At 70.8% G+C, this 14,263-nt stretch carries 15 protein-coding genes; 10 read left to right on the top strand and 5 right to left on the bottom strand.

Translation table 11 applies throughout. The features are described 5' to 3' along the window. The first annotated feature begins 40 nt into the window (after positions 1–40). The 5 genes from NE234_RS19950 to NE234_RS19970 all read left to right on the top strand — a co-directional run bounded on the left by NE234_RS19950 (position 41) and on the right by NE234_RS19970 (position 3,757). Entirely contained in the window at positions 41–793 is a 753-nt protein-coding gene (locus NE234_RS19950; RefSeq protein ID WP_252781971.1) for an SDR family oxidoreductase, read from the top strand. 157 nt (positions 794–950) lie between these two features. After that, complete coding sequence (locus tag NE234_RS19955) at positions 951–1,271, top strand: cupin domain-containing protein (protein WP_252781972.1); 321 nt, start codon at positions 951–953, stop codon at positions 1,269–1,271. A gap of 105 nt (positions 1,272–1,376) precedes the next feature. After that, entirely contained in the window at positions 1,377–1,550 is a 174-nt protein-coding gene (locus NE234_RS19960) for a hypothetical protein (RefSeq protein ID WP_252781973.1), read from the top strand. A 59-nt stretch (positions 1,551–1,609) separates the two neighbouring features. Continuing rightward, positions 1,610–1,852, top strand: a complete 243-nt coding sequence (locus NE234_RS19965) for a hypothetical protein (RefSeq protein WP_252781974.1) — start codon at positions 1,610–1,612, stop codon at positions 1,850–1,852. Positions 1,853–1,927: 75 nt separating this feature from the next. Next, positions 1,928–3,757: a ferritin-like domain-containing protein gene (locus NE234_RS19970; protein WP_252781975.1), complete on the top strand. Its 1,830-nt coding sequence runs from the start codon at positions 1,928–1,930 to the stop codon at positions 3,755–3,757. A gap of 211 nt (positions 3,758–3,968) precedes the next feature. On the opposite strand, the gene NE234_RS19975 is transcribed toward NE234_RS19970, so the two are convergent. Further along, complete coding sequence (locus tag NE234_RS19975; RefSeq protein ID WP_252781976.1) at positions 3,969–5,405, bottom strand: carboxypeptidase regulatory-like domain-containing protein; 1,437 nt, start codon at positions 5,403–5,405, stop codon at positions 3,969–3,971. Between the two features lie 103 nt (positions 5,406–5,508). Here NE234_RS19975 and NE234_RS19980 point away from each other — a divergent pair, with 103 nt between their 5' ends. Continuing rightward, complete coding sequence (locus tag NE234_RS19980; RefSeq protein ID WP_252782084.1) at positions 5,509–6,111, top strand: TetR/AcrR family transcriptional regulator; 603 nt, start codon at positions 5,509–5,511, stop codon at positions 6,109–6,111. A gap of 94 nt (positions 6,112–6,205) precedes the next feature. Here NE234_RS19980 and NE234_RS19985 read toward each other — a convergent pair whose 3' ends face one another. Continuing rightward, complete coding sequence (locus tag NE234_RS19985; RefSeq protein ID WP_252781977.1) at positions 6,206–6,442, bottom strand: VOC family protein; 237 nt, start codon at positions 6,440–6,442, stop codon at positions 6,206–6,208. A gap of 383 nt (positions 6,443–6,825) precedes the next feature. On the opposite strand from NE234_RS19985, the gene NE234_RS19990 reads away from it, so the two are divergent. After that, on the top strand, positions 6,826–6,993 hold the full coding sequence (locus tag NE234_RS19990; protein WP_252781978.1) for an SDR family oxidoreductase: 168 nt from the start codon (positions 6,826–6,828) through the stop codon (positions 6,991–6,993). Positions 6,994–7,075: 82 nt separating this feature from the next. Here the strand turns inward: NE234_RS19990 and NE234_RS19995 are convergent, their stop codons facing one another. The 3 genes from NE234_RS19995 to NE234_RS20005 form a co-directional block, all read right to left on the bottom strand. Beyond that, positions 7,076–7,489: a sigma-70 family RNA polymerase sigma factor family protein gene (locus NE234_RS19995; protein ID WP_252781979.1), complete on the bottom strand. Its 414-nt coding sequence runs from the start codon at positions 7,487–7,489 to the stop codon at positions 7,076–7,078. 85 nt (positions 7,490–7,574) lie between these two features. Beyond that, positions 7,575–8,483, bottom strand: a complete 909-nt coding sequence (locus NE234_RS20000; protein WP_252781980.1) for an RNA polymerase sigma-70 factor — start codon at positions 8,481–8,483, stop codon at positions 7,575–7,577. A 171-nt stretch (positions 8,484–8,654) separates the two neighbouring features. Further along, positions 8,655–10,178 (bottom strand): MFS transporter, encoded by a 1,524-nt coding sequence (locus tag NE234_RS20005; protein ID WP_252781981.1) that lies wholly within the window; start codon positions 10,176–10,178, stop codon positions 8,655–8,657. A gap of 386 nt (positions 10,179–10,564) precedes the next feature. Between NE234_RS20005 and NE234_RS20010 the strand changes: the two genes are divergently transcribed. The 3 genes from NE234_RS20010 (at position 10,565) to NE234_RS45375 (ending at position 14,263) form a co-directional block, all read left to right on the top strand. Beyond that, the gene (locus NE234_RS20010) at positions 10,565–11,668 is read left to right on the top strand and encodes an MBL fold metallo-hydrolase (RefSeq protein ID WP_252781982.1); all 1,104 of its coding nucleotides are present in this window, start codon (positions 10,565–10,567) and stop codon (positions 11,666–11,668) included. Continuing rightward, positions 11,631–11,966: a hypothetical protein gene (locus NE234_RS45965; protein WP_406567032.1), complete on the top strand. Its 336-nt coding sequence runs from the start codon at positions 11,631–11,633 to the stop codon at positions 11,964–11,966. Before NE234_RS20010 ends, NE234_RS45965 begins: the two co-directional genes overlap by 38 nt. Before the next feature lie 302 nt (positions 11,967–12,268). Further along, positions 12,269–14,263, top strand: a complete 1,995-nt coding sequence (locus NE234_RS45375) for an alpha-L-rhamnosidase C-terminal domain-containing protein (protein ID WP_252781983.1) — start codon at positions 12,269–12,271, stop codon at positions 14,261–14,263.

Consider the following 14,263-nt stretch of genomic DNA (forward strand, 5'->3'; position numbering starts at 1 on the left):
GGTGGCGATCAGAGCGCCCCGGCGGACAGGAAGGCCCCCCATGAAGATCGTGGTAATCGGCGGCACCGGCCTGATCGGGTCGAAGCTCGTGACGAAGCTCGGCGAGCACGGTCACGAGGCGGTTCCCGCCTCGCCGAACACCGGCGTCAACACCCTCACCGGCGAAGGGCTGGCCGAGGTCCTGGACGGCGCGTCCGTGGTGATCGACGTGTCCAACTCCCCGTCCTTCGAGGACACGGCGGTGCTGGAGTTCTTCCGGACCTCCACCGGCAATCTGCTGGCGGCGGAGGAGAATGCCGGGGTCGGCCACCACGTCGCGCTGTCGGTCGTGGGCACCGAACGGCGGCCCGACATCGGCTACTTCCGGGCGAAGGTCGCCCAGGAGCAGCTGATCAAGGACTCGGGGATCCCGTTCTCGCTCGTGCACGCGACGCAGTTCTTCGAGTTCGCCCGGCGGATCGCCGACGAGGCCACGGCCGGCGACACGGTCCGGATGCCGGCGGTGCTGTTCCAGCCCATCGCGGGTGAGGAGGTCGCGCAGACGGTCGGCCGGACCGCGGTGGGGTCGCCGCTGAACGGGCGGATCGACATCGCCGGTCCCGAGCGGTCCCGGATGGACGAGTTCTTCCGCAGCGCCCTGACGGCCTGGGGCGACGAGCGTGAGGTGGTCACCGACCCGCACGCGCACTACTTCGGCGCCGAGATGCGGGAGAGCGATCTCGTACCGGGCGACGGCGCGATCCTCGGCGAGATCAAGTACGCCGACTGGCTGGCGAGCGACGCCGGCAAGTAGCGCCCGGCCCCGTCGCACCCCACGAGTCAGAAAGGTTGGTTCCATGCCCGGCACTGATCCGGTCAGCGAGCCGAAGGCCAGATCGTCCGCGTGACAGACGGCCTTCACCACGATCCAGGAGGTCGAGCCGCCCTTCATCCCGGCGGGAGCGCACGCGATGACCGTGGTCGTCGAGTACCCGCCCGGCGACCCCGGCGCGCCGCCGCACCGGCACCCGGGCCCGGCGTTCGGGTACGTGCTGGAAGGCGAGATGCTGCTGGAGGTCGAAGGGCAGGCGCCGCGACCCGTCCCCGCGGGGGAGGCGTTCTGGGAGCCCGGCGGCGACGTCATCCACTACCACGACGGCAACAACCGTGACGACGTGCCGCTCCGGTTCGTGGTCACGATGCTCTGCGAACCCGGCAAGCCCATGGTCACCCTGGTGGACGAGGCGGAACTCGCCCGGCGAAAGCACCTTCGGGTCGCCCGCGCCTCCTGACCCCCATCGCACCACCACACCAGCCGGACCGCCGGCGGAATCGGCGCCGCCGGCAGCCCGGCGGCCCGGGGCCCGGCCGGCCCTGCTGGAGCCGATGCCGGCCGCGTGCCGCGCCGGGACCGGTCCGACGGCACGCCGCTGTCGTGGTCGCGGCGCGCCGAGCGGGTCGCCGCGGTCGTCGCCATCGAGCACCGGAACGACCGCGGCTTCGCGTCGGCGGCCTGCCAGAGCGAGAGCCTCACCCACCTGTTCGCTCCGGACAGGTCGCGACGCAACTGATCCATGCCGTCGAACGCCCGGCCCGCCGGGCGACCGGCTGAGCCACCTGTGGAGGAGAGATGAACAAGCCGACCGGCGACGACGACTTCGAGATCGAACTCGAGGTCGAGGTCGAGGCAGAACTCAGGATGTCCGAGTCCAGCCGCCCGGAGGAGGCGGCCGGCCGGCCGCTCTCGGAGTGGCTGTTCGACCCGGCCGACGCCGAGCGCGAAGACATCGGACTTCGTAACCTCCTCAGCGCGGTCGAGGAGCTGGAAGCCGACCGCCGGCCTCGCCGGCGCGGCGCCGATGAGGGCGCCTGATCCGTGGACACCGGCGAAGACGACGCCGGTGAGATCCCCTTCCGACAGCCGAAGCGAGACACCGTGAATCATCCAGTGCGGGAACAGCATGCCGTCGCCTCCGCCACGATCGGGCGGATCGCCACGATCGACGATCTCCGCGAGCACCTGCAGTGGGCGATCGAGCTGGAACACGCGACCCTGCCGCCGTACCTGTGCGCGCTCTACTCCCTGGACCCGCAACGCAATCCCGAAGCCGTCGAGGCGGTGGCCGGAGTCTTCATCGAGGAGATGCTCCACCTGGCACTGGCCGCGAACCTGCTCAACGCCGTCGGCGGGCGTCCGCGGCTGGACACGCAGCGAACGCTGCCGTCGCATCCCCGGCGGCTGCCGCACGCGGACCCCTCCCTGGAACTGTCCCTGCTTCCGTTCGGCGCCGAGGCACTCGACATGTTCCTCCGGCTCGAACGGCCGGCGCCGCCCGGCGCCCCACCGGAGGGCGACGCCTACGAGACGATCGGGCAGTTCTACGACGCGATCGAGGACGGGCTGCGCCGCCTGTGCGACCGGCTCGGCGAGCGCGCGGTCTTCAGCGGCGATCAGGCCCGCCAGCTGCGCGCCGGGCACTTCCGGAACACCGCCGGACGCATGATCGCCGTCACCGACCTGGCCTCGGCGCTGGCCGCGCTGGAGGAGATCGTCGAAGAGGGCGAGGGCACCTCCCGCGGCGCCGTCTGGGACGGCGACCCGGACGTCCATCACCCCGACCGGGACGAGGTCGCCCACTACTACCGCTTCCAGGAGCTCAGAGCCGGCCGGCGCTACCGGCGCGGCGACACCCCGCGCTCCGGGCCCACCGGCGAGCCGATCACCGTGGACCTCGCCGGCGTCCTCCCGATGAGGCCCAACCCGCGAATCGCCGACCACGCCCCGGGCAGCGCGATCCGTACGGCCCAAGAGGAGTTCAACGACACGTACTGTCTGCTGCTGCACCTGCTGGAACAGGCGTTCAACGGCAGCCCGAGGTTGCTCGCGGTCGCCACCGCCACCATGTACCGGCTCAAGGCCCAGGCCCAGGCCCTGATGCGGATGCCCGACGGGGAGGGCACGACGGCCGGCCCCACCTTCGAGTACGTCCCACCCGAGCACCGCCGCTGGAGCGCCGACGGCTCCCAGCGGATCGTCGTGCTCCCCGACGGCCCCTACCTCGTGTACGGCGGGGTCCCGCTCAAGCGCAAACGCAAGATCGTCGCTCCCGAGAACAACGCGGCGCTGACCTGGAGGACCGGCGAGACGTTGGCCACCGAGGACACCTATGCGCTGTGCCGCTGCGGCCACTCGTCCGCCAAGCCGTTCTGCGACGGGACGCACGCCCGGATCGGATTCGACGGCACCGAGACCGCCGACGTCCGGCCGTACGAGGAACTGCAGCACGTGCACGACGGTGTGGGCATCTCGGCCCAGCGCGTCGGCGAACTGTGCGTCCACGCCGCGTTCTGCATCGGGCGCACCCGGCCCATCGCCGACATGCTCGCCGATACCGAGGACAGCGACGTCCGCTCCGACATCATGGGCCGCATCGATCACTGCCCGTCGGGTTCCTACAGCTACGCCCTGGAACGCGGCGGCGAGACCATCGAGCCCGACCTCCCGCAGGCCATCTCCGTCCTCGAAGAGGAGAACGGCCTGGCCGGCGCGCTGTGGGTCACCGGCGGCGTGCCCGTCCAGCGCGCGGACGGGCGGCCGCTGGAGACCCGGAACCGGATGACGCTGTGCCGTTGCGGCCACTCCGCCGGCAAACCGCTGTGCGACGGAACCCACCGGAAGATCGACTTCCGCGAGGAGTCGCCGGATGCGGGAACCGGCACGGCCGAAGACCGGGCCACCACGGAGCACCGCATCCGCCCGACCGGCCAGGTCCGGTAGGCGAGTACCACCGGCCCCCGCAGAGACGCGACCTTCGCCGCGCCGGACGTACCACGGCGCGGCGTCGGCGTGCGCGAAGACCGGCTCGGGGCGCGGCGGGAGGCGCCGCGTACCCGGGTGCGGCAGGCCGTCCCGTCCCATGACGGACCACCGGCCTTCCCGTCCCACGACGGACCACCGGCCTTGCCCGGCGCGACCCGGACGCCGGACGTCAGAGTGTGCGACCGGCGTTGCCCTGGTCGTGGGCGATCGTGGTCGCTCGGCGGCTGCTCCTGGATCCCGGAACGGCCTGGCGGCCGGGCGTCAGGGTGAAGTCCTGGTTCACCGGTGTGGCGTTGCTGAGGTGCAGCCGCGTGGCGACCGGCTGCCGGCCGGGGGCGCCGGCGACGACGATGGCGAAACCGTCGTGGAAGCCGGTGGCCGCGTACTCGCCGTTCTTGTCCGTACGGGTATGGAGGAGCTGGTGTCCGCGCGGGTCGGTGACCGTGATGGTGGCGCCCGGCAGCGGTTCTCCGGCAGGACCGCTGACCTGCCCGGTCAGTATCGGTGGTTGCATGCCGAAATGGTGTTGGCGCGGGGGGAGTGCGACCGGATCGGGGAGTTCCACGGTGGGGTCCTCTGCGGGGGGCGCAGGGACATGGTCCGTCATGCCGGCCTGTGCTTCGCGCACGAGTTGGCGGAGTTGCCTGACGTATCCGAGCACGATGAGAGCGGCGCCCGCCGCGATCCAGGCGCAGAGCACCGCGGTGGGCCGGCCCAGGTGCCGGTCGTCGAAGTAGTCGACATTGCGCAGGGCGTCCGCGGCATTGCCCATCGGCAGGACGGGGTGAAGGAAGCGGAAGAAGCCCCGGAGCAGGTCGACGGGGACGGTAAGGCCGCTGGAGGGCACGCTGAGCATGATGAACAGCGTGACGGCGGCGCCTGGGAAGAACGGGCCGAGAAAGGACACGAGCCCGTAGGAGGTCAGTGACACGGCCTGCGTCAGCAGGAACAGGTACAGCAGGGCGAGCGGATGCTGCGGGATCGCATCCATCCCGTAAGCCCCCGTCAGGTAACAGGCGACGGCGGCGACGGAGCCGCCGCCGACCATCGTGGCCACATGTGCTCGACGGCTGAAGCCCATCGCCCGCTGCATGGCGACCACCAGGAAGTAGGCGGGGAGAGTGCAGGCCATCAGCAGGTAGAACGGGCTGGTGCCCAGGGTGTCTCCCGGCCTGGTCGGGACCAGTTCCTGGAAGTCGAGGGTGGTGCCGGCCGTCTGGGCGCCGGAGGTGAAGACCTGACGAATGACCGACTCCATGGCGGCGCCGTCCGCCTTGGCGCCGTACAACTGCGGACGGTGTGGAGCCGGCGCGAATGCCGCCACCACGTCGCCGTTGAGGACGGCGGAGCGTGCCTCGGCCTCCGAGTCGACCGGCTGCAAGGTGAAGCCGCCCGGGATCGCCGTGTCGAGCCGGTGCTGCAACTGCGCCGTCGTGGCCGGTGAAGCGGCGACCGCGACCTTGACGTGATGCGGTGCCGGGTGATGGAAGGCCGGCAGGAAGGAGAAGAGCAACCCGGCCAGGAAGAGCGCGGGGAGCCAGAGGCCCATCACGAGTGTCCGCACTAGGTCGCCGGCACGTGTCGTCGTTGCGTCCGCAGATGCCATGGGGCTCAGCCTAGCGAATTCTGCACTAGTGCAAACTTGCACCAGTGCATCCGATCCGTCGTGGGTACGCTGATCCTCGGCCGTTGGAGGGGACTTGGTCGACATGCAGGACGCAGCCACAGGACATCGCGAGCGTAAGAAGGCCGAGACTCGTGAGGCCCTGCGCGCTGCCGCGATCCGGCTCTTCCTGGAGCACGGCCCCTCGGCCGTCACCGTGAACGACATCTGCGACGCCGCCGGCGTCTCCCGCCGGACCTTCTTCAACTACTTCGAGAGCAAGGAGGCGGCACTCTTCGCCTGGGACCAGCGCCTCACCGACGAGTTCGCCGCCAGACTCGCCGCGCGGCCATCGCACGAAGCGCCGCTCACGGCCCTGCGCCGAGCGATGGACGACACCCTGCCCAGCTTCGCCGCACAGACCGGCTGGGATGCCCGCAAGATGCTGTTCAGCGCGTGTCCCGAACTGCGGACGAAGGTCCTGCACGCGGTCTTTCGCCTTGAGACCAGGCTCGTCGACACCCTCACCGATCGCATCGGATGCCCGGCGGACAGTCTCTATCCGCGGCTGCTCGCGGCGGCGACGGGGTCGGCCTTCCGCGCGGCCTTCACCGGCTGGACACCGGAGACGGGGATCGAGGGTCTGCAAGCGCTCATCGACCAAGCGTTCGACCACCTCGCCGCCGGCCTCCCCGTCCCCGCCTCCTGAGCGCTGCGCTCCCCGGACTCGGCCGCGGAGCCGCTGCGAAGCGCCGAGCCGGATGGGCGCCGGGGTACGCCTCCAACGTGCGGGAACGCCCCGGTCAGGACTCCGCGGGCGCATCGGCCAGGATTCCCTTGAGCAGGCCGGTGGACTGGCCCACCTCGATGAGGTAGCCGTCGGGGTCGCGCAGGTAGCAGCGCAGTTCCGAGACGCGGTCGAGGGGCTCGGTGAGGAAGCGGGCGCCCTTCGCGACGGCATGCGCGTAGAAGACGTCCATGTCGGCCACGCGCACGTTCAGGAAGCCGGACACTCGCTCGCCGCTCTGGGGTACGTCCAAGGTGACGTCCGGCTTGTCGGGGGTGGGTCCTGTTCTCCTCCATCACGACCTCGCCGCCGAAGACGTCGGCGTAGAAGCGCCTTGAGATCGCGACGTCGCGTACGGTCAGGAAGTGCGTGAGGAGGAGGCCGTGCTCCGGTACGGGCAGGTCACCGTGAGATGTCATCGTTCGTCATCCCTTCTTGGAAGAGCAGGCGGCGCCTGGTCCGGCCGCCTCGCCTGAGAGGGCGGGCCGTATCGCGTGAGCCGCCGGGAAAACCGGCATCTGCTAGGACCAGACGGCGACCGCGTGTGTGACAGCACCGGGCTTGAGCCGGTGGCCGCTCCGTGGTGTCGGGTCGCCCTGCGCCGGAGTCCCGATCCGGGACGAGCGGATTCCGTCGTTGCCGTCCTGTCCGACCTCGACGCAGGACGAGGCCGCCCGCATACCGCTCGGCCGCCGTGGCGAACCTCACGAGGTCGCCTCGTGGATCCTGCGTCTGGCCGACCCGGCCACGACCTGGCTCACCGGCCATGTCCTCACCATCGACGGGGGCCTGGAACTCATCTGAGACGGCGTTTCGTCCGGCGCGTCGGCCGTCGCCGCTCAGGCCGGCGGCGATGGCCGACGCCAGCTCCGCAGTTTGTCGGGATTCAGCCCCAGGCGGTGATGGGGTCGGGCGCGCGGTGAGGCTCCGCCCGGCGAACCGTGTCCCTGCGCATGGCCGGGTCGCCGTGTTCGCAGTCGGCGAGCAGGTCCAGGCAGATGCCTCCCGCGACTCGCGTGAGCCAGGCCCGGGGCACCGCGATGCTCGCGCGTTCGGCGTCGTCGAGTTCGTACCAGCGGCGGTAGGTCTCGTGGACGACCTGGTCGGCGGTGACCGCGCCGAACATCCACTCGGCGATCCTGAGCAGGTGCCGCCGTTCGTCGAGCATCTCCGCCAGCGAAGCGGTGGCGTCCGCGCGGGTCACGGCCGGCCGGCCCTCCTCGCGGCGGGACGAGGGCGTCCGGGGGCGGGTGGCGTTGTTCGCCGTGGCGTGGCCACCGACGGTCGGGATCGTCCGCACGCTGTCCTCACTCCCGTCGGGTCGCCAGTTAAGACAGGACGGTCCCTCCTGTTGTGACCGCCCTCTCGCGTCCGGAGGGACGATGTCAGGCGGCGCCGGACGCTGCGGTGATCTTGCCGGGGTTCATCATCCACAAGACCTGCTCGATGCCATCGTCGGAGGCGTCGACGGTGAGGACCGTGAACAGCTCGCCGTCGCGGTAGAGCAGGGCGGCCGTCTGCCCGTTCACGCCGGCCCATCGCACGTCGACACCGGTCCAGAACCGGTCCGCGAACGCTCTGACGTACTTGGCGACGCGGACCGCGCCCACCACGGGGAAACGAGACGCCCGGGCGGCGCCGCCGCCATCGGAGTAGCTGACCACGTCCGCGGCGAGGATCTTCTCCAGAGCGGCGAGGTCGCCGGTGCGGGCCGCGGCGACGAAAGCGGTCAGCAGCCTGCGCTGTTCGGCGCCGGTCACCGGTGCCCGGCGCTCGGACCGCAGGTGCTTGCGGGCCCTGCTGACGAGTTGCCGGGCCGCCGCCTCACCGACCTGGACGATGTCCGCGATCTGCGGGTAGGGATAGTCGAACGCTTCGCGCAGGACGTACGCCGCGCGTTCGGTGGGTGAGAGCCTCTCCAGGAGGAACAGCACGGCGAGGCTGAGGGCCTCGCCGCGTTCGGCACCGAGGTACGGGTCGGCGCCGGTGTCGACGGGTTCGGGAAGCCAGGGACCGACGTAGGTCTCGCGCCGGACCCGTGCCGACTGCAGGACGTTGATAGCCAACCGGGTGGTCGTCGTCGCCAGGAACGCGGTCGGGTCGGCTACGGTGCCGCGGTCGTAGGACTGCCAGCGCAGCCATACGTCCTGCACCAGGTCCTCGGCCTCGGTCGCGCTGCCGAGCATCCGGTACGCGATGCCGAACAGGCGCGGCCGTACGCGGGCGAAGACCGTCATGGCCTCGTCGAGGTCCGCCGGCCCACCCGGATGGTCCGCCGACCCGGTGCCGCCCACGGTGATCGCCTCCCTTTCGGGTCGCCGGACTGGTTCTGGCCATTCTTCCCCCTGGTCAGCTCAGACAAGACAGCCCGGCAATTTGTGACACCACGGTGATCACGTGCGAAGCCCCGGCGACCTCGACGACGACGTCCTGTCTCGCCTTCGAGCGGCTCTGCGGCCGGCCTGTCAGGCCGGGGCGGTGACGGGGGCGGGGGCCGCCTGCCGGTCGGTGGATTCACGCAGCCACAGTGCGGTGGTGAGAGCGGCCGCCAACGCGGCGCAGGCGCAGATGATCAGGCCCAGCGAGTATCCGTGCGAGAGCGCGCGCAGGGCGGCGGGGGCGGCCGCGGGGATGGACAGGACCGCGAAGGGTCCGCCGGCGGCCGCGGCGTGGCCGGCGGCCGCCGTCGTGTCCGGCGCGAGACCCGCCAAGCGGTGCGGGAGGTCGGAGCCGGCGGCACCGAGCGCCACGGCGCTGACGATCGTGGGGCCGATGCACATACCGAAGTCCCGGGCGGTGCTGATCGCGGCGCTGGCCATGCCGGTGGCCGAGAGGGGGACCGCCGAGATCGCGGCCGAGGTCATGGCCGAGACCACGAACAGGAAGCCGACGCCCTCCAGCAGGAGCGGTCCGACGTGCGCGCCGAGCGAAGAGGTGGCGACCGGGGTGGCGGCCAGCCAGAACTCGCCCATGGCCAGCAGCACCAGGCCCCCGGTGACCAGCCGACGGGCGCCGAAGCGACGCATGGCCTTGGGCAGCGCGGGGCCGAGGACGCACGGTACGCCCTGCAGGACGATGAAGAACGCCGCGGCGGCGATCCCCGTCTTGTGCTGCAGCGCGCCGATCCGGATGCTCAGCACGTAGACGCTGCCGAGAAAGGAGAACATGCCGATGACGGCGGCGAGCGCCGCGGCGCTGAAGGCGGGGATGCGGAACACGGCGAGGTTCAGCATCGGCGCCGGTGCCCGGCTCTCGATCACCACGAACGCCACCAGCCCGGCCACTCCGATGGCCAGCAGGATGATCACCGAGGTGGACCAGGAGCTTCCCGCGCCCTGCACGATTCCGTACAGCAGGCAGAACATCCCGATGGCGATGGTGCTCTGTCCCGCCCAGTCCAGTGACCGGCCCTCCGGCTGGCGGGACTCGGCGGCCAGCAGCGCGGTCGCGAGAAGGCTGAGCACCGCGAGCGGGACGATCGCGTAGAACGACAGGTGCCAGGAGGCGTTCTCGCTGACCGCGCCGCTGATGATGACGCCGAGCACGGTGCCGATCGACATCGACAGGGTCCACAGTGCGACGCCGCGGGAGCGTTCGTGGTCGTCGCGGGCGCTGGCGACGGCGATGGCCAGCGACGTCGGGATGAGCGCACCCGCGCCGATCCCGGAGATCGCCTGCCCCGCCCACAGCAGTTGCACGGTGTGCGCCGAGCCTGCCACCAGGGAGCCTGCGGCCAGCAGTGCCGTGCCGGCCAGCATGACCCGGCGGCGGCCGAGCAGGTCGCCCAGGACCCCGAAGCTGAGTTCCAGGATCGCGGTCGGCAGCAGGAACGCCGACGTCACCCACGCCAGGCCGACACCGGTCGCGTGCAGTGACGTTTGAATCTCGCCGTTGATGGGAGCGGGGATCACGTTGGCGATCTGCGCCAGCATGATCGCGAAGCAGGAGGCGGCGAGAGTGCCGCCGGCCGACCGGGGCGGTTTGAACATGGCCGCCATCATGTGGCCGCGATCACGACTTGTGAAATCGATCTGCCGTATGGTCACCATCCACGGCCTGGATGGCGGCCGGCTCCGCAGATCGCCATGCCGCACTCCGCGGAGCCGGCGGTACGACCGGGCTGAAGGGCCGTTGCCGGAGTGAGTATTCATTCCGTGGATGGTCTGGATCCGGAATCACGATCACCTGCGGTCTGGTGCCGCCACCGTGCCCCTGCTTCCTTTGGTGGCACCCCTGGCCCGAGTGAACGCCGGGCACCATCAGTCGGCCGAAAGTTGATCCCGTGTGCACCTGCGCATCCCATCCCGCTAAACGCCCCACCGGACACGCTGCGCCCGAGACCCCGGTCTCCGCCCCCTGGGCCGGCCGTCGCGCGGTGCTCAGGACCGCCGTTCTCGGAGGCGGCGCGGCCGCGCTCGCCGGCCTCGCCTCGCCGGCCGCACAGGCCGCGCCCGGCGGCCGGCGCCCCGGCCACCGCGGCACCGAACTGTTCCTCCTGGGGACGGCTGCTGGACCGCCGCCCCTCGCAGCCCGTACCGGTATCGCGTCCGCGCTGGTGGTCAACGGCCGCACGTACGTGATCGACGCCGGACGAGCGGCCGTCACCCAGTTCATGCGGGCCGGACTGTCCATGCCGTCCCTCACGGCGATCTTCGTGACGCACCTGCACGCCGACCACACCGTGGATCTGTTCTCCTTCCCGCTGCTCAGCGCCGGAGTCGTCGGCGCACAGGGCTTCCAGAAGCCGATCGAGGTGTACGGGCCCGGCTCGGCGGGCCGCCTGCCCGCCGGTCCGCCGCCCGGCTCACACTGGGTCCAGGCGGACGATCCCGTTCCCGGCGTCGCCGAGCTGCTGCGCCTGTCGAACGCGGCGTTCGCCTACTCCACCAACGGCTTCATCGCCGAGCACATGGGCAGCGACATGGCCGACTACCTTCAGGTCCACGAGATCCAGCCGCCCGCATCGGCCGGGGCCGGTGCGTCCGCCACCGCGCCGGAGATGGTCCCGTTCCCGGTGATGGAGAACGACGACCTGAAAGTCACCGCGATCCTCGTCCCGCACGGACCGGTGTTCCCCGCCCTCGCCTACCGGATCGAGACCGAGGACGGCGTGATCGTCTTCTCCGGCGACACCGCCCGCACGCCCAACCTCCCGCGCCTGGCCGACGGCGCCGACATCCTCGTCCACGAGGCCTACCACCGCGACGCCGTCGCCGCGATCGGCTATCCCCCCGCGGTCGTCGACCACATCGGCGCCGTCCACACCGAGGTGGGCGACCTGGGTGCGATCGGCGTCGAATCGGGAGCCCGGCAGATCGTGATCAGCCACATCACGCCGGCCGACCCGTCGGTCCTCTCCGACGCCGCCTGGCAGAGGGCCGCCGACCGCAGCGCGCAGAAGGCCCGCTACCGCGGCCGCATCACCCTGGGCAACGACCTCGATCGCTTCCCGGTCGCCAAGCCCAAGACAGGGAGGTAACGCCGTCCGGCGGCACCACGGCGAGTGCCCGGGCCACGCCGCACGTACCGTCGTCCGCCACGCTCACGCCGTCGGGTACGGCACCGTCCTGTCGGCGCGCTGCGGGGAGACCGAAGACGACTGGCTCGCCGACCTGGCCGTGGGCCGGTGCACCGGCCAGATCGAGGTCGTTCCACGATGCGCTCCGAGCGCACCGCCGAGTGGAACCGTCTGCTGCGGATCGAGGCCGCATCGGGGTCCTGCGCCGAGTACGTCGGAGCAACGGCTCTATTTTTCACCGAGCGTCGCTAGGAATTAAAACGTTTTTCAGAACCTAGACCTGCTCCGCCCGCCCGTCAAGAGCCTCCGCGTCCATCCCGGGAACCGCCGTTCAGCGGCGTGGAAACGGCCGCTGTTCGGTCGCAGGGCCTACCTGTAGACGGGGGTTGACGCATGTTCTGGGTCGCATTTACGCTCCAGAAAGCGCCTGAAATTAAAACGTTTTAATTGCTGACCGGCCTCAGGAAAGTGTCCGAGGCCCGTTGGCGGCCTGCGAGCCGGAGACGAACGAAGAGAACGCAGAGGGACGGTGTCGGACAGGTGAGAAGGCGAAGCCCGACCGTGAGACGAGGCCGTTCGACCGCGATCGCGGTACTCGCGGCCACCGCGGTCTCCGCCGGAGTGCGGCCCACTGTCGCTTGGGCGGATCCCCAGAACCGGCACTCCTATGTGCTGGGGCCGTCCACGGCGCAGGTGAAGCCGGTCGACCGGCGCGGCTATGTGCAAGGACCGGACGCGAGCAACGTGCGCCCGGTCGCCGTGACGGTGCTGTCCGGTGACGTGACACACGCTTCCGGCCTGGCCGGCCGGGGAACCAAGGCGACCACCCTGACGATGGCGCCCGGCGGTGCGCCGGCGACGGTGCTGCTCGACTACGGCAAGGAGATGGTCGGCACCCCGTACATCGACGCGGCGCCCTCCGGAACCGCGCCGCCCCTGCAACTCGCCTTCAGCGAGACGCGCAAGTACCTGTCCGACGCGCAGGGCCGGCTGACCGGCGACGGCGTCGGTACGGGCGGCTACGAGCGCCGGCAGTCGATCACGCCAACCGCGCAGTCGCGGGTACGCGGCACCTTCGAGGGCGGCTTCCGGTACGAGACGATCACCCTGTCCACACCGGGCACCGTGACCCTGCGGGCGGCGGGCGTCGACTTCGAGGCCTACCGAGCCACTCCCGCCCAGTACCAGGGCCACTTCCTGTCCAGCTCTGACGCCCTGAACCGGATGTGGTTCGACGGCGCGTACACCGTGCAGACCGACATGGCCGCCACAGGCGTGCAGGGCGCTCTCGCGCCGTCGGTGCTGGACGGAGCGAAACGTGACCGGAAGCTCTGGTCCGGCGACCTCGCCGTCGAAGGCCCGACCATCCTCGCCTCGCTCGGTTCCAACGGCGCCGAGTACGTGATGCGATCGGTGCTCGCGCTGCTCAAGCTCTCGACACCCGGATCCGGTCTCGCCGGCTTCGGTGTTCCCTCCGGCGGCAGCAACGGGCTCGACCCGGCCTACTCCAACACGTACTCCTCGTGGACCGTGGACGACGCGGTCGGCTACTTCCGTGCGACGGCCGACACCCGGTTCGCCCGGCAGGTCCTGCCCTACGTCGAGGGTCAGATCGCCTACGACTCCACCTTGACCGACGCCGGCGGCCTGCTCGTCACCGCCAACGTCTTCGGGGGTCCCAACAGCGGCCTGGACTGGGACATCTACGACGGCCCGAAGGCCGGCGTGGTCGCCGGCGCCAACATGCTCTACTACCGCGTCCTCACCGACGCGGCCTACCTGGAGGCCCAACTCGGCAACGGCCGAAAGGCCGCCGGCCATCTGGCGACCGCCGCCCGGGTGAAGGACGCGATCAACGCTCGCCTGTTCAACCCGGCCACCGGCGCGTACGACCTCAGCGAGACCGCCCGCGGCGTCATCGCCCAGGACGCCAACTCCCTGGCCGTGTTGTTCGGCATCGCCCCGCAGAGCAAGGTGCCCGGCATCGTGCGCGCCCTGAAGACCCTGTGGGACACCAACGGATCACGGCCGTACTCCGCCAACGCCGGCCTCAGCTCTGTGATGAGCCCCTTCGTCACCGGCTTCGAGGTCGAGGCCCTCTACGAAGCCGGTTACGCGACCGACGCGGAGAAACTGCTGGCACTCACCTGGAACCAGATGATCGATCCGAAGAACCCGAGCTACACCGGCACCTTCTGGGAGAACTATCTGCCCGACGGCACCCTGCAGGACGGCTCGATCAGCGCCTCCCATGGCTGGTCCTCCGGCCCGACGCCGGCATTGACCGGCTATGTGCTGGGCGTGCAGCCCGTCGATCCCGGCTATCGGACCTTCACCGTCTCGCCGCACTTCGGCACGCTCACCTGGGCCAAGGGCGCGGTCCCGACCCCGCACGGACCGATCACCGTTGCGTGGACCGGCCGGAGCGGCAGGCGTGACCTGGTCGTCAACGTGCCGCCCGGTACGACCGCCGCCGTGGAGATTCCAGGCCGGCCCGCGGTCGAGATTCACGGCGGCGCCCACGGTGCGACCAAGTCGCTCGTCATCGATGCGTGA

Origin of the sequence: Actinoallomurus rhizosphaericola, assembly GCF_024055675.1 — a bacterium.
Classification (GTDB): Bacteria; Actinomycetota; Actinomycetes; order Streptosporangiales; family Streptosporangiaceae; genus Actinoallomurus; species Actinoallomurus soli.

Excerpts from the sequence above, each read along its gene's own strand:
- NE234_RS19950 (WP_252781971.1), top strand. The coding sequence starts at position 41 with ATGAAGATCGTGGTAATCGGCGGCACCGGCCTGATCGGGTCGAAGCTC.
- NE234_RS19955 (WP_252781972.1), top strand. The coding sequence starts at position 951 with ATGACCGTGGTCGTCGAGTACCCGCCCGGCGACCCCGGCGCGCCGCCG.
- NE234_RS19965 (WP_252781974.1), top strand. The coding sequence starts at position 1,610 with ATGAACAAGCCGACCGGCGACGACGACTTCGAGATCGAACTCGAGGTC.
- NE234_RS19975 (WP_252781976.1), bottom strand. The coding sequence starts at position 5,405 with ATGGCATCTGCGGACGCAACGACGACACGTGCCGGCGACCTAGTGCGG.
- NE234_RS19980 (WP_252782084.1), top strand. The coding sequence starts at position 5,509 with ATGCAGGACGCAGCCACAGGACATCGCGAGCGTAAGAAGGCCGAGACT.
- NE234_RS20005 (WP_252781981.1), bottom strand. The coding sequence starts at position 10,178 with ATGTTCAAACCGCCCCGGTCGGCCGGCGGCACTCTCGCCGCCTCCTGC.